Raw genomic sequence first — 18414 nt, 5'->3', positions numbered from 1 at the left:
CTTGTTAAGCGCCGCAGTGGCTTTCCTGCGGCGCTTTTTCATGTCCACAGATGCCCTCCCCCGCCCACAGCACGCACAGGCAGATGGGCTTGCCTCAACGACGCCCTAGACCATCCCTAGGGCGCCCTACACGACCCTTGGCGCCACCTGAGGACTCCGCTGCCACTAGTGAACACAGCACCAGCTAGACCCTCACCACGGCCCCACAAGGGCGCCAGAAGTACATTCAGGCAAGTCCAGCGCGCAGACTTGTCGCAGGTGAGTGGATATTTTCAACTTTCAGCCGCCGATTACGCACGAGACCGCAGCCCCAAGCCATGGACGCCACCCCCAAGGTCCACCCCCAGACCCTAAACCAATACTTTACAGACGCCACTCGAGTCACATTCGCAACACGCGCAACAAGCTGGCATGTTCGAATAATTTCGAATTATTTCCGCCTCTACCAGCGTTTTTTAAGATTGCGCGGGCCGTTCGAGCGGGCTAACTTTTAACTCGTTGCCACGAGCGATCACGAGCGCAAGTATTTCGACTTTCGGCGTGTCGCGGTTGGCAGTTGAAAGACGTCGCCCTCTCCAGGATGCGGGCGTCCCAAGACCATGCACAGCCATGAAAAGGACTTTAACTATGAAGCGCATGAACCGCGCGCGCAAGAACGTGGCGCTGAGCATCGTTACGCTTGGCACCGTACTTGCTACCGGCACCACCGCTTTTGCTGCAGAGCCAGTGGCTAGCGTGGACGTATCGGACGGCTCTTCCGAGCCCACCGCTACGAACGTAGATAACGCCGGCGTGGTCGACGCCCTTGTTGGCCTAGCCACCACCACCGTAGGCGTACTGAACGGCGAGACTACTCCGCAGGTAGATGGAAACGAATCCGGCGGCGTCAATATCGTCCTAGACCCGGGCGCTGTACCGGGCCTGGAGGAAGCTTTCGCACCGCAGGGGAATCACTCGGGACTCACCACGAAGCGCGGCACGGACTCCGCGGGCAATACCGTGGTCTTTCCTACCTCCGGCACGCTTACTTCTGGCTTCGGCCAGCGCTGGGGCACGATGCACAACGGCATCGACGTAGCTAACCCGGTGGGCACCCCGATTCACGCGGTCATGGACGGCACCGTCATCAACTCCGGTCCAGCGCAGGGCTTTGGCAACTGGATCCGCATCCAGCACGATGACGGCACCATCTCCGTCTACGGTCACATGCCGGCAGACCTGCTCAAGGTAAATGTGGGCGAGCGCGTGACCGCGGGTCAGGAAATCGCGGGCATTGGCAACGAGGGCCACTCCACTGGCCCGCACCTCCACTTTGAGATTCACCCAGGCGGAGGCGCCGCCGTTGACCCAGTTTCCTGGTTCAACGAGCGCGGCATTTCGGTCTAAAGCTTTTCCATCGGCACTCCGCCGATGAGCATCAGCCGGACCTTACCGGAAGAACCAAAGTCCACGGTGACCGTGGCGCGCTTGCCGGAGCCGGACGTCTCAATGACAGTTCCAAGCCCGTACTTAGCGTGATTGACGCGGTCACCCACGGCTAGGTTGAGGTTATTGTTCTTAGGCATCGAGGTCGCCGCCGGCTTGCTGGTGCGCTGCGATGGGGAAGACGCAGCGCGCCCTCCATCGCGCGACCCGGACCGGGAACCACCACTGCCCCATCCGGACCAATCGCGGCCGTAGGAACGACCATATTGGTAGTCGTCCTCGCCCCACGCGCCGGTCAGGGAACTATCGGAGTCTTCGCGCCGCCAGTTGATGAGGTCTTCTGGGACCTCGCCGAGGAAGCGGCTGGCGGGATTAGTCACCGGATTGCCCCACGCCGAGCGCAAAATGGCGCGGGTAAGATACAACTGCTCGCGAGCGCGGGTAATGCCCACATAGGCGAGGCGGCGCTCCTCGCTTAGTTCCTTCGGGTCACCCAATGAGCGCATATGCGGGAATTGGCCATCCTCCCAGCCGGTCAAAAAGACTACGGGGAACTCAAGGCCCTTGGCGGTGTGCAGAGTCATCATGGTGACCACACCAGTCTCGGAATCTGGGATCTGGTCAGCATCGGCCACCAGCGACACCTTTTCCAAGAATGCCTGCAGCGAACCGGGCGCAGCTTCGCCCTCCTCTACTAGCTCGGAGGGGTCCACTGCATCCGCACCGGATGCAGCAAGCTGGTTGGCCGCCTCCGAGGTGAATTCGCGCGCCACCGATACCAACTCGTTGAGGTTATCTAGGCGCGCTCCGTCCTGCGGATCATTCGAATTTTCCAATTCCGCCTTGTATCCCGTGGCATCCAAAATGGCGGAAAGCAGCTCGCCCAAATCCGGTTGGTCGGTAACTTCATCGCTCATGGACGGAATCTGATTGCGGATACCCTCCATCATGTCGTTGAATTTGGTGACTGCATTAATAGCCCGAGTGCCAAGGCCTGGAACGTCGCCCCGGGGGACATCGGCAAGCGCCTTGCCAAAGCTAATACCGTGGTTTTCCGCATGGAGGGCAATATGCCCCTGCGCCTTGTCACCAATGGCACGCTTGGGCACGTTGATAATGCGGCGCAGGCTTACCGTATCGTCCGGGTTATCCAAGATACGCAGGTAGGCCACCATATCGCGGATTTCGCGCCGCTCATAAAAGCGCGTGCCACCCACCACCTTGTACGGAATTCCTGAGCGAATGAAGATATCTTCCAGCGCACGGGAGGCGTTATTGGTGCGGTACATGACCGCGATATCGGAATAGCTGCGGCCCTTATCCGCCAAGGAATCGATTTCAGAGGCGATGAACCGCGCCTCATCATGCTCATTATCGGCAACATAACCTACGATCTGCTCGCCCTCACCGTGGGCGGTCCACAGGTTCTTCTCGCGGCGATTCTCATTCTTGGCGATCACGGCATTGGCCGCATTGAGAATGGTCTGCGTAGAGCGATAATTCTGTTCCAGCAAGATCGTGTGCGCCTGGGGGTAGTCGCGCTCGAATTCCTGAATATTGCGGATGGTGGCCCCGCGGAAGGCATAAATGGACTGATCGGAATCGCCCACTACGCACAACTCGGGGGCATCGGGGCCGAGCTCTCCCCTGCCCACGAGCGCGGCAACCAGCGCATACTGGGCGTGGTTGGTGTCCTGGTATTCGTCGATAAGCACGTGCTTGAAGCGCCGGCGATAAAAATCCACCACCTGCTGGTGCTGGGTGAAGATCCGCACCACCTCACCGATGAGATCATCAAAGTCCACGGCATTGGCCGCGCGCAGGCGGCGCTGGTATTCGGCATAGACCTGGGCCACGGTGGTCTCAAATGGGTTCTTGGTCTGCTGCGCCTTCTCCAGCGCGGATTCGGGACCGATGAGCTCGTTTTTGTGATTGGAAATCTGATTGGCCAGCACACGCGGGGTGTACTTCTTCAGATCCAGCTGCAAGTCCTTGGCAATCATGGACAATAGCCGGCGGGCATCATCGCCATCATAAATGGTGAAGTTGGTATTAAGACCCGGCACCAGCTGGGCGTTTTGGCGTAGGATGCGCACGCAGATGGAGTGGAAGGTAGATACCCACATGCGCTCGGCCACGGGGCCTACCAGCCCGCCCACGCGCTCCTTCATTTCCGCGGCGGCCTTATTAGTAAAGGTAATGGCGAGGATCTCCCACGGGTTTACCCCGCGATGGCGCATGAGATAGGCAATGCGGCGGGTAAGCACGGCGGTCTTGCCGGAACCGGCGCCGGCCACGATGAGCAGCGGGCTGCCCGAGTGGGTAACGGCCTCTAGTTGCTGTGGATTGAGGCCCTCGGTCAAGGCATCGGGGGATTCGGGCTGCGGGTTCGATGCGCGCGGTGCACCGAAGCCGCCAAAGGGGCTTGGCGTGGGTGCGCCGCCGGTGGACGGGGAAGGGCTAAAAGGAGAGTTTTCGTTCATAATGCCTTCCAACCTACTAGCCCCACCGGACACGCCCCGTTTCCGCCGTGCGAGCTGCTATTTCCTTTTGCGCGGGCGGGTGGCACAATATGGTCTTATGACCGCAGAAGAAAACAAAGACATCGTCGATAACGGCTTGGACATCCGCACCCCTTCGGGAACGGATGATCCCCTTTCTGATGCGGAGATCCAACAGTATCGCGAAGAAATCAACCGCATGGACCGCATCATCTTGGATGCTGCCAAACGCCGCACGGAAGTCTCCCAGGCCATTGGCCGCACCCGCATGAACTCCGGCGGTACCCGCCTGGTCCACACCCGCGAGATCGCCATTTTGAATCAGTTCCGCGATGAACTTGGGGAAGAAGGCCCCACCATCGCCTCGGCGCTACTGCGGATGGGCCGCGGCCGCCTGGGTTAGCCGAATTATTACGACCCAGCCGATACTATGCAGTACCCTGAATTAGCATGAATGCAGTTCTCGTCGCCGTCATAGTCATGCTCGTGCTCGCCCTCCTGCGCGTGCATGTGGTGGTAGCGCTCTTCCTAGGAGCCATCGTCGGCGGGCTCCTGTCGGGCATGGGGCTTGATGCCACCATGGTCGCCTTCCAAGACGGCTTGGGCGGCGGCGCCAAGATTGCCCTCAGCTATGCCCTCTTGGGCGCTTTTGCCATGGGCGTGGCCTCGGCCGGGCTGCCACAGGTCCTAGCTAATTTCCTCATCCGCAAGCTCGGCGGCAGCGGCGAAGCAGACCCCAAGACCGCCCTGGCCACCAAGTGGATGCTCATCCTCGGGCTCATCGCCATGTCCGTGATGAGCCAGAACCTCATCCCGGTCCACATTGCCTTCATCCCGCTCATCATCCCGCCGCTACTTACGGTGATGAATAAGCTGCGCCTGGACCGCCGGCTCATTACCACCTGCCTGACCTTCGGCCTTATCACCACCTACATGTTCATCCCGGTGGGCTTTGGCTCCATCTACTTAAATGACATCCTGCTCTTTAATATCCAGCAGGCGGGGCTTGATACCTCCGATATCAATATCATGCAGGTTATGGGCGTGCCGGCGCTCGGTATGCTCGCCGGCCTACTCATCGCCATCTTCATTAGCTACCGCAAACCGCGCGACTATGAAAACCTGCCCATCGCGGCTGAGGAGCATCAAGAGACCCCCTCTGCCTATAAGGTGTGGGTTTCCGTCGTGGCCATCATTGCCACCTTTGCGGTGCAGATTGTCATGCAGGCGCTCGACTTCGAATCCGATGGCCTCATGGTCGGCGCGCTGACTGGCTTGGGAATTTTGCTGCTTACCGGCGCGGTGGATTGGAAGCACGCGGACGATGTCTTTACCAATGGCATGAAGATGATGGCGCTCATCGGCTTCATCATGATCACCGCCCAGGGGTTCGCCTCGGTCATGACGGCGACCAATGAGGTCGGCCCGCTGGTGGATGCCACCGCCAACCTCTTTGGCACCAATAAGGTCCTTTCCGCCGGCGCGATGCTGGTGGTGGGCCTGGTGGTCACCATGGGCATCGGCTCTTCCTTTTCCACCTTGCCCATCATCTCCGTTATCTATGTGCCGCTGTGCATGTCGTTGGGCTTTAGCCCCGCGGCCACCGTGGCGCTTATTGGCACTGCAGGCGCGCTTGGCGACGCCGGCTCTCCCGCCTCCGATTCCACCCTCGGCCCTACCGCGGGTCTCGGCGCGGACGGACAGCACGACCACATCCGCGACTCGGTCATCCCGACCTTCATCCACTTCAACATCCCGCTGCTTATCGCCGGTTGGGTAGGCGCACTCATCCTCTAAAAGGCCCCGACGCGGTGGCGTTTTCTGGACTACGGTGGGAGGGGTACATGTTGCCAATGCGCTAGTTGCCAGAAAGGCCTACCACCATGGATATCACCGCATCTGCCCAGTGGAGCGAGCTCGCGAAGGTATATGAGGAGAAGAAGGACCTCAACCTCCGCGAGCTTTTTGCCGCCGATGCAGACCGCGCCCGCAACTTCGCCTTCGACGCCGCCGGGCTGCACGTCGATCTGTCGAAGAACCTGATCGACGGGGACATCGTCAAGCAGCTGGTTGAGGTAGCCAAGGCCGCCGATCTTGAGGCCCGCCGCGATGCCATGTTCGCCGGCGAGCACATCAATAACACCGAGGACCGCGCCGTGCTGCACACCGCACTGCGCATCCCTGCCGAAGATGACTTGAGCGTTGACGGCCAGGACGTCGCCGCCGATGTCCACGAGGTCTTGGGCCGCATGCGCGATTTCGCCACCGCGCTGCGCTCCGGCTCGTGGCTCGGGCACACCGGCCACACCATCAAAAAGGTGGTCAACATCGGCATCGGCGGCTCTGACCTTGGTCCGGCCATGGCGGCCAAGGCGCTGCGTTCCTACGAGGTCGCTGGCATCTCCGCCGAGTTCGTCTCCAACGTGGACCCGGCCGATATGGCCGCCACGCTCGATGGCCTCGATGCAGAATCCACCCTGTTTATCATCGCCTCCAAGACCTTTACCACCCAGGAGACGCTGACCAATGCGCACGCTGCGCGCCGCTGGCTCATCGAGCAATTCGATGGTGATGAATCCGCCGTGGCCAAGCACTTCGTCGCCGTATCCACCAATGCGGAGAAGGTAGCCGAGTTCGGCATCGATACCGAGAACATGTTCCCGTTCTGGAACTGGGTCGGCGGCCGCTACTCCGTAGATTGCGCCATTGGCCTCTCCCTCATGTGCACCATCGGCCCGATGGACTTCATGCGCTTCCTCGAGGGCTTCCACGCCATGGACGAGCACTTCCGCACCACCCCACTGGAAGAAAATGTCCCGGCGCTCATGGGCCTCCTCGGTGTCTGGTACACCAACTTCTTCGGGGCCCAAACCCACGCCGTGTTGCCCTACTCCCAGGACCTCGGCCGCTTCCCGGCCTACCTGCAGCAGCTGACCATGGAATCCAACGGCAAGTCCGTGCGCCGCGATGGCACCGCGGTTGCCGCCCCGTCCACCGGGGAAATCTACTGGGGCGAGCCGGGTACCAATGGCCAGCACGCCTTCTTCCAGCTCATGCACCAGGGCACGCGCCTCATCCCGGCGGACTTCATCGGGTTCGCCCGCCCGAAGCAGGACTTCCCCACCGCCGATGGCTCTGGTTCCATGCATGATCTGCTCATGGGCAACTTCTTTGCCCAGACCAAGGTGCTGGCCTTTGGCAAGACCGCAGAAGAAATCGCGGCCGAAGGCGTAGACGAGGCCATCGTGCCGCACAAGGTCATGCCGGGAAACCGCCCGACCACCACCATCCTGGCTGAGGAGCTGACCCCCGCCGTGCTCGGCGCGCTCATCGCCCTCTACGAGCACATCGTGTTCACCCAGGGCATTATCTGGGATATCAACTCCTTTGACCAGTGGGGCGTGGAGCTGGGCAAGCAGCAGGCTAATGACCTAGCTCCGGCCGTCTCCGGCGCTGAGGCTGCCAACTCCGGCGACCAATCCACCGATGAGCTCATCGGTTGGTATCGCTCCAACCGCTAAAGGCCCACTTTGAGCCGCGTTATCCCCTCCCAACCACTCGGCGGAGCGGATAACGCGGCTGCTTTATGGCCTCTTTCGGCCCCCGCGATGCAAAACAAGCACGTTCTGCCCAAAATCAAGGCGAAATTGGGCGAAACGTGCTTGTTTTGTCAGTGGAATGCGGTTTAGAGCTTAACCATCGGCTCCCAGCCGAAGGGGATGTGGTCAGAGTCCACAATCTTGCGGCCGAAGGGGAAGCAGGTCACCGGGATCATCTTCAGGTTGGCCAGGGCGGCCGGGATGCCCACGATGGTCACTACCTGTGCCGCCGCGGTGGTGACGTGACCAATGGCCAGCCATAGGCCGGCGACCACGAACCAGACGATGTTGGAGAAGGTGGACATGGAGCCACTGCCCTTTACCGGCTGCACTACCGAGCGGCCGAATGGCCATAGGGCGAAATTAGCCATGCGGAACGACGCCACGCCCGCTGGAATAGTGACGATAAAGATGCAGGCGATAATGCCGAAGATGAAGTAGGCCAGGGCGAGAAGGAACCCGCCGGTGATGAACCAAATGATATTGAGAAGGGTACGCATAGCCCCCACCTTAGCGGGCTACGCCGAGGGGTGAAACGGCTGGCAGTGCGGGCACCACCAGATGATGCGCTCGAGTTCGCCTTCGTCGCCGCCCAAGTCCACACCGCCGAGCGCGCCCTTGGTAATGAACGTGCCGCAGCGGCGGCAGCGCTTTCGATTGCGCCCGAAGACATAGGTGGTCTCCCCGGCGCGGCGCACACCGGTGGTCACGCGCACCGGGGAGGTTCGGTTGGCCCACATGATGCGCCGGGAAATATCGAGGATGCGGGCGGTATCGACCTCGGCCACCGGCGTGGCGGGATGCACGCCAGCCAAGAAACAGGCCTCGGCGCGGTATTCATTGCCGATGCCCGCGACTACCTTCTGATCGAGCAGCGCCGCACCAATGGCGCGCTGCGGCCGGGAGCTAAGCCGGCGCAGGGCCTCCTCGCGATCCCAGTCGGGGTCGAGGATATCGGGACCGAGGTGCGCGATGCGCTGGTGGTAGTGGTCGGCGGAATAGATATCCACGAAGCCTAGCTGGTGGCCGACGACCTCGATATCGCGCGGGGAATTGGCCAGCTGCAGCACAATGCGGGCGGTGTGGCCGGGCTTGCGCCAGCGATCGCCTGCGTAGTGGATGGCCCAGGTGCCCTCCATCTTGAGGTGGGTGTGCACGATGGTCTGATCGAATTGCATAAACAGGTGCTTGCCGTAGGGCCAGACGCGCTCGCACACCATGCCCTCGAGGTGAACGGTGGCGTAGCGCGGCACGCGCACGGAGCAGCCGGTGACCTCGCGGCCGGCCATAAACTGCAGTCGGTTGGATAGCTGCAGGACGGAATCGCCTTCGGGCATAACACCTCCTGTGGATCTTTAGCGGCGGTACCCGCCGCGCGGGCGGAAGCCACCATTATTGCGCGTAGCGGGCGGCGGATCATCAAAGCTGAGCTCTTCGATGGCCTCGGAGGCCCGGCGGCCTGCGCGCGGGGTACGCGGAGCGGCGGCGCGAGCGGAGATGCGCACGCCCTTCGGCGTAATACCGGCGCCGGCGTCGCGCAGGTGAGCCGCCACATCGGTTTTATGGATGGGGCTGCCATTGCATTTTTCGACGACCAATGGGGACAACACTCCCCTCGCCACCATGTCCGTGAGCGCGGAAACTAAGCGGGGATAGACCTCGGCGGCATCGATGCCGTCGGGCAGCGATTCGATAAAGGTGGTGAGGGTTTTGCCGCCGCGGGTGAGGTGGGCGATGGATAAGCCGTCGATAAGCACCACCAGCGCACCGGCCGAACGGGTGGGGCCGCCGGTGGCCTTGCCGTCGGCGTCGTCGCGCTGCGGCCAGGGCAGAGCCGCACCGTATGGGTTGGCCGGATCGCAGGCGGCGAGGACATAAGTCTCGGGCTCGGTGGTGCCAGAGGGCCAGCCGGTCACATCCGGGGAATCGGCCAAGCCACGCAGGCGGTCGATAATGGCGGGCGTGGAAAATTGGGCGGCGCCGAGGCCGTCGATGACGTAGCCGCGCATGGCTTTGCCGGATTCCTCGAAGCCGGAGAGCACCTTATAGGCCAGCGCGAAACCGCCGAGCACATCCTCGGCCACGACGGAGCCGCGGGTGAGCACGCCGTAGCGATCGAGCCAGGCCTCGCCGTGGGCGACGGACCGGGAGGTGGCATCGGTGGCGGCAGGGACCGCAAGCGACCACCGGCCCATGACATCGGGCGGGGTCCCCGCGCCCGCGGCGTTCTGCGCTTGGGCGAAGGAGGTGCGCCCCATGCGCAGGCGGGAGCGGGTTGGCCGGCGCTTCGAGCGGTGCGCGGTGCGGCCTGAGCGCGAGCCACCGGATGACAGCCGGGTGCGAATAGGCGCAAAGGAATCGGGGCTTACCAAGCCCATCTCCACTAACCCCCAGAGGGCCTCGCGGGTTTCCTCGGTGGTGCCGGGGGCCTCGGCGGCGATATCGGCAAAGAGGAAGCCACCGCCGCGGCCGAGGACATCGAGGATGGCGCGCTGCAGCATGCTGACCCCCTCGGCATCGGTTTCCGGGGCGAGCTGGGCGGCATAGTCCGAGGGCAGCAGCATGATCCAGGGGTCGGCCGCACCGGCCTTGCCGGCGCCCACAATGAGCACCTCGCCATTGGAGGTAAGTTCATCGAGCATGGTCGGAGAATAATCGCCCACGCGGGCGGGCAGGATGAGCGATTCCCACGCGGAGGCGGGCAGGCGCACCCCGGCGAGTTGCTCGATGACGGAAAAGACGCCATCCGCCCCGCGCAGCGCGGGGCGCTTGCCGGCCGGGGCGATGCTATGCCACTCCGGCAAGAAGCGGGCGAAGGTAGCGCCTGAGACCGGCTCGGTGGCAGCCCTAGCTGCGGCGAGCGAGCGCGAGCGAATCGTCTTCAGCACCGCGGCGGCGCAGTACTCTTGCTCCTCCACTCCCTGGCGGTAGCGGCCTTCTACTACCCCATCGAGCGCGCCAAGGACGGTGTGCGCGGCGGAAACAGATATGCCGAAGGCTTCGGTGAGATCACGCAGCACAAACGGTCCGCGGGTGCGCGCCCAGCGCGAGACCAGCTGCGGTAAGGCATCGGAAATGGTGGCCACCTGGGCGGGGATGCCGGGAGGAATGGGGATGCCGAGGGCGTCGCGAAGCAGGGGTGCGTCCTGGGCCTGGGCTAGGTGCTCGCGCCCGCCAATGCGCACGCGCATAATCCGGGTGCCCAGCTGGTCCAGTGCGGATACCGGCACGTCGGTGTGCTCACCCAACTCGTCGACGGGAATCGGCCCCAGCACGCGCAGCACGTCCGCCACCTCCTCGGTGGTACGAGCCCGGCGCGAGGCATCGGTGCGCTGGAGCTGGGCGTGGACCTCGGCGATGATCTCCGGATCGAGCAGCTCGCGCAGCTCTACCGTGCCGAGCAGCTTGGCTAGAAGCGCTGGATCGAGGGCCAAGGCGGCCGCGCGCTTTTCCGCCAACGGGGAATCGCCCTCGTACATAAACGCGCCGGTGTAGTTAAACAGCAGCGAGGAGGCAAAGGGCGAAGGCTGCTCGGTGGTGACCTCCGCGATGCGGATGCGGCGATGGCCGAGCTCCCGCATGACTTCCGTAAGCGCAGGAACGTCGTAGACGTCCTGGACACACTCGCGCACCGTCTCCAAGATGATGGGAAAGGACGGGTACTTGCGAGCGACGTCCAAAAGCTGCTCGGCACGCTGGCGCTGCTGCCACAGCGGCGCGCGCTTGCCGGGATTGCGCCTGGGCAAAAGCAGCGCGCGGGCCGCGCACTCGCGGAAGCGGGAGGCAAAGAGCGCAGAATTGCCCACTTGCTCGGCCACGATATCGGCAATCTCATCCGCGTCGAAGGCAAAAATGGCTCCATCGGGCTCGGATTCGGCTTCCGGTAGGCGCAGCACAATGCCGTCATCACCAGCCACAGCCTGCGGATCCATGCCGGTGCGCTCGCCTACCCTGGCCCCCACCGCAAGTGCCCACGCAGAGTTGACCGGCCGGCCAAACGGGGTATGCAGTACCACGCGCCAATCGCCTAGCTCATCGCGGAAGCGCTCAAGCACCAAAGTCTTTTCATCCGGGATAACACCGGTGGCCTCGTTCTGCTCCTGTAGGTAGGCCACGATATTGGAGCGCGCATTATCGTCGGCATCCGCAATTGTCTCCGGCGAGCTAAAGACCTCGCGGCGGTACTCGCCCAGCGCCTTGCCCAGCTCATAGGGACGACCCGCGCCATCGCCATTCCAAAACGGCAGGCGCCCGGTATGCCCCGGTGCGGGCGTGACCAACACCTGGTCGCGAGTGATGTCCTCGATGCGCCAACTGGTCGCGCCCAGGGTGAAAACATCGCCCACCCGGGACTCGTAGACCATCTCTTCATCCAGCTCGCCTACCCGGCGCGGCGCGCCACCGGAGCCCTCGCCGGCGCCGGTATAGAGGAATACGCCAAACATGCCTCTATCCGGAATCGTGCCGCCGCTGGTCACGGCCACGCGCTGGGCGCCGGGCCGCGCGGTCATCACCCCCGTCACGCGGTCATAGACCACGCGAGGTTTCAGCTCCGCAAAGTCTGTGGACGGGTACACGCCACTGACCAGGTCCAGCACGGAGTCATAGACCTCGCGCGCCAGATCGCGGTAGGGCCAGGCCCGGCGGACCATCTCGTACCACTCATCGGCATCGAGCCCATCGTCCCCGGCCGCGGCCACGGCCGCCACCGTCTGCTGCGCCAGCACGTCCAGCGGGTTGCGCGGGGTATGCATTTCCTCAATAAGGCCGGCACGCATGCGCGCTACCGTCAGCGTGGACTGCACCAGATCCGCGCGATGCTTGGGATAAAAGGAGCCGTGCGATACCGCGCCCACAAAGTGCCCGGCGCGACCCACTCGCTGCAGGCCGGAGGCCACAGAGGGCGGCGATTCCACCTGCACCACCAGCTCCACGGCACCCATATCGATGCCCAGCTCCAGCGAGCTCGTGGCCACCACGGCCTTAAGCGTGCCCTCTTTCAGCATCGTTTCTGTCATCGCGCGTTCATCCTTGGACACCGAGCCATGGTGGGCGCGGGCGATGACGGCCGGGGCCTTGCCGGCGACGTCGACCTGTTTCATCAACTGGGCTGGGTCGCGCCGAGTCTCCGGCGAGAGCGACTCCGGATCGTGCTCGTGCGCATAGAGCTCATTGAGCCGGCTGGTCAGCCGCTCGGCGGTGCGCCGAGAATTCACAAACACCAACGTGGAGCGGTGCGCCATGATCTCCGCGTAGAGATCATCCTCGATATACGGCCAAATGGACTTAGCCGTGGGCAGTGCGGATTCATCCACAGAAGGCGCGCTAATCCCGATGGCATCATCCACCGTCATTTCGCCAATGGTAGAGCCTTGCTCCGGCGTGGGGAGATCGGACATATCCTCCACCGGCACGTGCACATCCAGCTGCCACTTCTTTTCCGCGGCTGGGGCCACGATCTCTACCGGCCGGTTGCCACCCAAGAAATTCGATACCGCAGATAGCGGCCGCACAGTGGCAGAAAGCCCGATGCGTTGGAAGTCCCCTGCCACCTGCTGCAGGCGCTCCAAGGTCAGCGCTAGGTGCACGCCGCGCTTGGTGCCGGCCAAGGCATGGATCTCATCGATGATGACGGTATCCACCGTCTTCAAAATCCCCGCCGCTTTGGAGGTCAGCATCAAATAGGCCGACTCCGGGGTGGTGATCAAGATATCCGGCGGCTTGCGCACCTGGCGTGCACGCTCGGCAGACGGTGTATCGCCCGAGCGCACGCCTACCGAAATATCCGGTACGTCCAGCCCAAGGTTCTCCGCGGTGCGCGCAATGCCGGTCAGCGGGGCGCGCAGGTTATTTTCCACGTCCACGCCCAGCGCCTTGAGCGGCGAGATATACAGCACCTTCACCCCGGCGGCGGATCCGGTAGTCCCCGAGCCCACCGGCAGAGCTAGCTGGCCCTCGCGCTCGACCAAATTATTCAGCGCCCACAAGAACGCGGCGAGCGTCTTACCGGAGCCGGTAGGAGCCACCACAAGGGCATGCTCACCGCGGGAAATCTTCTCCCAGGCCTGCGCCTGCACGGCGGTAGGAGCAGCAAATACATCCTTAAACCACTGCGCTACTTGGGGCCGGAAGCGGTCGAGGATGTTTTCTGGCATGCCCACACTCTAGTCCGCGTTGTAATGTGGGCACCATGACCGTCGAGATTTCTGATTCCCGCCTGACCAATTCCCTCGCCCAGGGCTGCGGCGAGATCCTTAAGGGTGTGCGCAACGGGGGCCTGCTGCGGGGCCTTTCGCTTGGCGACGCCGGCGATGAGGCCGCCCAAGAATGGATCGCTCGCGTCCTCGAGCAGCACCGTCCCCAGGACGGCATGCTCTCTGAGGAAGCCTCCGATGACCTTGCCCGCTTGAAGAAGGACCGCGTATGGATCGTGGACCCGCTCGACGGCACCAAGGAATTCGCCACCGGCCGCCAGGACTGGGCAGTGCACATTGCCCTGGTAGAAAATGGCACTCCCATCCACGCGGCGGTGGGCCTGCCGGATCTCGGCGTTACCTTTAAGTCCTCGGACGTCCGCGCGGTCACCGGCCCGCTTTCTAAGAAGTTCGTCATCTCCCGCAACCGCCCGCCCAAGGTAGCCGGCTACATCGCGGAGAAGATGGGCTATGAGACTGTGGGCGTCGGCTCCGCGGGCGCGAAGGCCATGCACGTGCTGCTAGGCGATTATGACGGTTATATCCACGCCGGCGGCCAGTACGAGTGGGATCAGGCCGCCCCAGTGGGCGTCGCCCAAGCCTCCGGCCTGCACTGCTGCCGCCTCGACGGCTCCGAGATTCGCTTCAATAATGAGGACACCTTCATCCCGGATATCCTCATCTGCCGCCCCGAACTCAAAGACGAAATCCTCGAGCATGCCCAGGCCTTTGCCGCGGAGCACGGCGGATTCTAAACTAGTGCGCATGATTGAGACCCCGTACGAGGATCTGCTGAAGAAGGTCCTAGAGACCGGCACCCCCAAAGGCGATCGCACCGGCACCGGCACGCGCTCCATCTTTGGTGCGCAGCTGCGTTATAACCTGGCCGAGTCCTTCCCGCTGCTGACCACCAAGAAGGTCTATTTCCATGCGGTGCTGGGCGAGCTGTTGTGGTTCCTCAAGGGCGAGTCCAATATCAAGTTCCTGCAGGACAACAAGGTCCGCATCTGGAATGAGTGGGCGGATGACAACGGCGAGCTGGGCCCGGTCTACGGCGTGCAATGGCGCTCCTGGCCCACCCCGGACGGCCAGCACATCGATCAGATCCAACAGGCGCTCGATACCCTCAAGAACAACCCGGATTCGCGCCGCAATCTGGTCTCCGCGTGGAACGTCGCGGAGCTCGACCAGATGGCGCTGATGCCCTGCCACCTGCTCTTCCAGCTCTACGTGGCCGATGGCACCTTGTCCATGCAGGTCTATCAGCGCTCGGCCGATATGTTTTTGGGCGTACCCTTTAATATCGCCTCCTACGCGGCGCTGACCCACATGTTTGCCCAGCAGGCCGGCCTCAAAGTGGGCGAGCTCATCTGGACCGGCGGCGATTGCCATATCTATAACGACCATGTGGAGCAGGTCAAAGAACAGCTTTCGCGCGAGCCCCGCCCCTACCCGCAGCTTCACCTCCACAAGGCGGAAGACATGTTCTCCTATGACTTCGCCGATTTTGAGATTGAAGGCTACGACCCCCACCCCACCATCAAGGCGCAGGTGTCCGTTTAATGTTGGGCGCAATCTGGGCGCAGTCTTTGGACGGCATCATTGGCGATGGCGAGCAGATGCCCTGGCACGTGCCAGAGGATCTCAAGCACTTTAAGGACGTGACCATGGGCGCGCCGGTCATTATGGGCCGCAAGACCTGGGAGTCCCTCAACCCCAAGTTCCGCCCGCTTCCCGGACGGGAGAACTACGTGCTCTCCTCCCGCGCCCCCGGCCACTGGTCCGCCGGCGCGCAGGTGCTTACCGCGATGCCCTCGCTTTCCGACGCCTGGGTTATCGGCGGCGGCCAAATCTACACCGCCACCTTGGACCAGGTTGATCGCATTGAGGTCACCCTCATGGGCGTTAATATCGGTAGCACCTACGGCGATAAGTCCATCTACGCCCCCGCCATCCCCGACGAGTTCGGCCTGGCCCACAGCACCGATTGGCTCACCTCCTCTAAGGGCCACCTGGCGCTGCCGGACCAAGAAGCCAGCGATCTCCCCATCAAGTACCGTTTTTTAACCTACGACCGAAAGGATGCAGCCTAATGACTGTACAAACCCCCGAAACCACCGCTGACGTCACCATTTTCTACGCAGACTGGTGCCCCTTCTGCGCCAAGCTCATCAAGAACCTGGACCGCACCGAAACCCCGTACGCGCTTGTCGACGTCGAGGGTGACAATACCGAAGACATCAACGCCTGGATCGAATCCGTCAACGACGGCAACCGCATCATCCCCACCGTCCTGTACTCCGACGGCACCCACGAGACCAACCCACCGGCCTCCTCCGTGCGCAATAAGCAGAAGGAATTGGCCGAAAGCTAAGCCACACCCCAGCCATTTCGGGGCACTCCTGCCCCACTGCTATGATTAGCCAAGTTGCACCCGCAACCCCGCCCCAGTAGCTCAGGGGATAGAGCACGGCTCTCCTAAAGCCGGTGTCGGTGGTTCGAATCCACTCTGGGGCACCATGTGAAGTCTCGAGACATCGTTCCTATGGTGTCTCGAGATTTTTCGTTTTTGTTGTGCCCTGGGCGGCGGTGATTTCGTTGTCTTTTTGGTTGTAGTAGACCTTGTCGGCTTCCATCGTGTAGGCGGCTATTTGTTCCCCGGTTGTAGCTATTTTGATGGTGACGTGTTCGTCTTTGCATGTCATGGTGATGGGTTGTCCTGTCCATCGGCGCCCGATGTATAGGCGGCGTAGTTTTCCGCGCCACCGCAGTGTAGTTTTGCCGTTTTTGCCTACTTTGTCTGCGCGTAAGCGAAATTCATGTGTGCGTTTGATGGATGCGGGTCTAGCTTTAGGCAGTGCGTTGTAGGCTTCGGCTGGGGTGCAGCGGTGTAGCGCTCTGTGCGGGCGTTTGTAGTTGTAGTATTCGATGATTTCGGTTAACTGTTCATTGAGTTCTTCGATGCTTTTAGCTGTGGCTTTGTTTGCAAGGGCTACTTTAAGTGTGTGATGGAAGCGTTCTACTTTTCCTTGGGTTTGGGGATGGTACGGCTTTCCGTTCTTTTGGATAATTGCTAGGTCTACTAGGAGTTGTTCGAAGCCGTTGCGGGTGGGTTTAGTGCGGTCACAGTTGGTGGTGAAGGCTCTACCGTTGTCGGTGAGGGTTGATTGTGGATATCCGTGACGTTTTCCTGCGTGGATGAAGCTTTCTAAGACATTTTCTACTGTGGCGTGTGTGTAGGCGTGGCAGGAAATGATGAACCTTGAGTGGTCATCGAGGATGGTTAAGATAGCGACTTTTCTATGGCCAGTTATTGTCCAGTCGCTGTAGTCCATTTGCCAGGTTTCGTTGGGCTGGTCTGCTTGAAACCGTATCCATGAGCTGCGGGGACGCTTTTGCGGTTGTGGGGTGATGTGTCCGTTGTTGGCCAGTACTCGGTGAATGGTTGATGGTGCAGGGGCAGGATTGATGCCGTCGCGTTGCAAGTGCCACGCAATAGTATGTGCTCCTGCGTTTGTGCCTTGCTCTATGAGTTCTTGTCGCAGCTTTAGAATTCGGTCAACCACCGTGGGGGCTAGGGCTCGGGGATTGGTGTGTGGGCGCTTGGACCGGGGTTCTAAGGCCTCTATTCCGCCGTTGTGATAGCGGCGCTGAAGGGTTCGGATCCATCTGGTGCTGATGTTGAAGTGCTCGGCTGTTTCAGCTTGAGTCATGCCGGTAGCAAGCATTGTTTCAATGATGATTTTAGGGAGAGTGTCTGATGGTTTGTGTGTGGGTTCCCAACCTGCATGAGGAGATGGACCAGAATGACTACTGTGGCACGACGAGATCCGGCTGATAAGGCCAAGATTGATGCGATTGAAAAGAAGCTTCTTGCTAACCCTGAAATCGCGAAGCTGATTGATGACCTAGGCACGTCTACAACGGATGCCAATGACTTGGTCCGCGGCATGTTGCAGGCCTCGATTACCAGGGGACTCAACGCTGAAATGGATGCCCACCTGGGCTACGAGTCTGGCGACAGGAGCGCTAAAGCTGCAGCTAGAACAGACAATCACCGTAACGGGTCGTATCCAAAGACCGTGGATTCTAACTACGGGCCAGTAACCGTTGATGTCCCCAGGGATCGGGCTGGAACATTCTTGCCGACTATGGTCCCTAAAGGTTCTAGGCGCTTGACTGATGTCGATGACATGATAGTCAGCTTGTACGCCGGTGGGATGACAATTAGGGACATCCAGCACCATATGGCAACGGCGATGCGGGTCGATATTTCCCATGAGACGATTTCCGCGGTTACCGATGCCGTCCTCGATGAGGTCATGGTCTGGCAAAACCGCCAGTTAGACGAGTTCTACCCGGTCATTTTCCTGGATGCGCTGCGCATTAAAGTTCGCGATGGTGGCCGGGTGGTCAATAAGTCCGCGTACATGGCTATCGGCGTGGATCTCGACGGTATCAAGCACATTTTGGGATTGTGGATTGCCAAAGAAGAAGGCGCTTCATTTTGGGCGCAAGTATGCGCTAATCTTTCCAATCGTGGGGTCAAGGACGTCTTTATCGTCTGCTGTGACTGTTCAGAAGACTGAAATGGTAGCGGTGTGGTGAGTATCTGGTAGCGCCTGAGTGAGTATCCGGTAGCGGCGTCTCACTCAGGCGTTGTGGGTGGTTATGCGTTGGTGGTCAGGCGCATGT

13 protein-coding genes, 1 tRNA gene and 1 pseudogene are annotated in these 18414 nt (G+C 61.5%); 10 read left to right on the top strand and 5 right to left on the bottom strand.

Annotated features, from left to right (window positions below; translation table 11 throughout):
* Positions 1-627: 627 nt before the first annotated feature.
* Positions 628-1386: a M23 family metallopeptidase gene (locus tag MHY22_RS10320; RefSeq protein ID WP_239279229.1), complete on the top strand. Its 759-nt coding sequence runs from the start codon at positions 628-630 to the stop codon at positions 1384-1386.
* On the opposite strand, the gene pcrA is transcribed toward MHY22_RS10320, so the two are convergent.
* The gene (gene pcrA, locus MHY22_RS10315) at positions 1383-3908 is read right to left on the bottom strand and encodes a DNA helicase PcrA (RefSeq protein ID WP_239279228.1); all 2526 of its coding nucleotides are present in this window, start codon (positions 3906-3908) and stop codon (positions 1383-1385) included. The genes MHY22_RS10320 and pcrA overlap by 4 nt on opposite strands.
* 97 nt (positions 3909-4005) lie before the next feature.
* Between pcrA and MHY22_RS10310 the strand changes: the two genes are divergently transcribed.
* The 3 genes from MHY22_RS10310 (at position 4006) to pgi (ending at position 7447) form a co-directional block, all read left to right on the top strand.
* On the top strand, positions 4006-4329 hold the full coding sequence (locus MHY22_RS10310) for a chorismate mutase (RefSeq protein ID WP_239279227.1): 324 nt from the start codon (positions 4006-4008) through the stop codon (positions 4327-4329).
* Between the two features lie 47 nt (positions 4330-4376).
* Positions 4377-5723, top strand: coding sequence for a Na+/H+ antiporter family protein (locus MHY22_RS10305; RefSeq protein ID WP_239279226.1), 1347 nt, complete (start codon positions 4377-4379; stop codon positions 5721-5723).
* A gap of 86 nt (positions 5724-5809) precedes the next feature.
* Positions 5810-7447 carry a glucose-6-phosphate isomerase gene (gene pgi, locus MHY22_RS10300; RefSeq protein ID WP_239279225.1) on the top strand — a complete coding sequence of 546 codons (1638 nt, stop codon included), beginning with the start codon at positions 5810-5812 and terminating at the stop codon, positions 7445-7447.
* A gap of 164 nt (positions 7448-7611) precedes the next feature.
* Here pgi and MHY22_RS10295 read toward each other — a convergent pair whose 3' ends face one another.
* The 3 genes from MHY22_RS10295 to MHY22_RS10285 are packed head-to-tail and all read right to left on the bottom strand — an operon-like array spanning position 7612 to position 13680.
* A complete protein-coding gene (locus MHY22_RS10295) occupies positions 7612-8025 on the bottom strand; it encodes a YccF domain-containing protein (protein ID WP_239279224.1) in 414 nt (137 codons plus the stop codon).
* An 18-nt stretch (positions 8026-8043) separates the two neighbouring features.
* Positions 8044-8862, bottom strand: a complete 819-nt coding sequence (locus MHY22_RS10290; RefSeq protein WP_239279223.1) for a DNA-formamidopyrimidine glycosylase family protein — start codon at positions 8860-8862, stop codon at positions 8044-8046.
* Positions 8863-8880: 18 nt separating this feature from the next.
* Positions 8881-13680 carry an ATP-dependent helicase gene (locus MHY22_RS10285; protein WP_239279222.1) on the bottom strand — a complete coding sequence of 1600 codons (4800 nt, stop codon included), beginning with the start codon at positions 13678-13680 and terminating at the stop codon, positions 8881-8883.
* A gap of 35 nt (positions 13681-13715) precedes the next feature.
* Between MHY22_RS10285 and MHY22_RS10280 the strand changes: the two genes are divergently transcribed.
* From MHY22_RS10280 to MHY22_RS10260, 5 genes are all read left to right on the top strand, one after another.
* The gene (locus tag MHY22_RS10280; RefSeq protein ID WP_239279221.1) at positions 13716-14474 is read left to right on the top strand and encodes a 3'(2'),5'-bisphosphate nucleotidase CysQ; all 759 of its coding nucleotides are present in this window, start codon (positions 13716-13718) and stop codon (positions 14472-14474) included.
* Complete coding sequence (locus MHY22_RS10275; protein ID WP_304504392.1) at positions 14437-15282, top strand: thymidylate synthase; 846 nt, start codon at positions 14437-14439, stop codon at positions 15280-15282. The genes MHY22_RS10280 and MHY22_RS10275 overlap by 38 nt, the downstream gene beginning before the upstream one ends.
* Complete coding sequence (locus tag MHY22_RS10270) at positions 15282-15812, top strand: dihydrofolate reductase (protein ID WP_239279219.1); 531 nt, start codon at positions 15282-15284, stop codon at positions 15810-15812. Before MHY22_RS10275 ends, MHY22_RS10270 begins: the two co-directional genes overlap by 1 nt.
* The gene (locus MHY22_RS10265) at positions 15812-16093 is read left to right on the top strand and encodes a glutaredoxin domain-containing protein (protein ID WP_239279218.1); all 282 of its coding nucleotides are present in this window, start codon (positions 15812-15814) and stop codon (positions 16091-16093) included. Before MHY22_RS10270 ends, MHY22_RS10265 begins: the two co-directional genes overlap by 1 nt.
* A 70-nt stretch (positions 16094-16163) precedes the next feature.
* A tRNA-Arg gene (locus tag MHY22_RS10260) sits at positions 16164-16239 on the top strand.
* A 23-nt stretch (positions 16240-16262) separates the two neighbouring features.
* Here MHY22_RS10260 and MHY22_RS10255 read toward each other — a convergent pair.
* The gene (locus MHY22_RS10255; protein WP_239279217.1) at positions 16263-17447 is read right to left on the bottom strand and encodes an IS481 family transposase; all 1185 of its coding nucleotides are present in this window, start codon (positions 17445-17447) and stop codon (positions 16263-16265) included.
* Positions 17448-17525: 78 nt separating this feature from the next.
* Here MHY22_RS10255 and MHY22_RS10250 point away from each other — a divergent pair.
* A pseudogene (locus tag MHY22_RS10250) lies at positions 17526-18293 on the top strand (IS256 family transposase); the annotation flags it as partial.
* Positions 18294-18414 lie beyond the last annotated feature (121 nt).

Source organism: Corynebacterium sp. ACRPO, from assembly GCF_022347205.1.
Classification (GTDB): Bacteria; Actinomycetota; Actinomycetes; order Mycobacteriales; family Mycobacteriaceae; genus Corynebacterium.
Note: the sequence above shows the minus strand (reverse complement) of the source record. Positions and strands in the feature narration are given on the sequence as shown.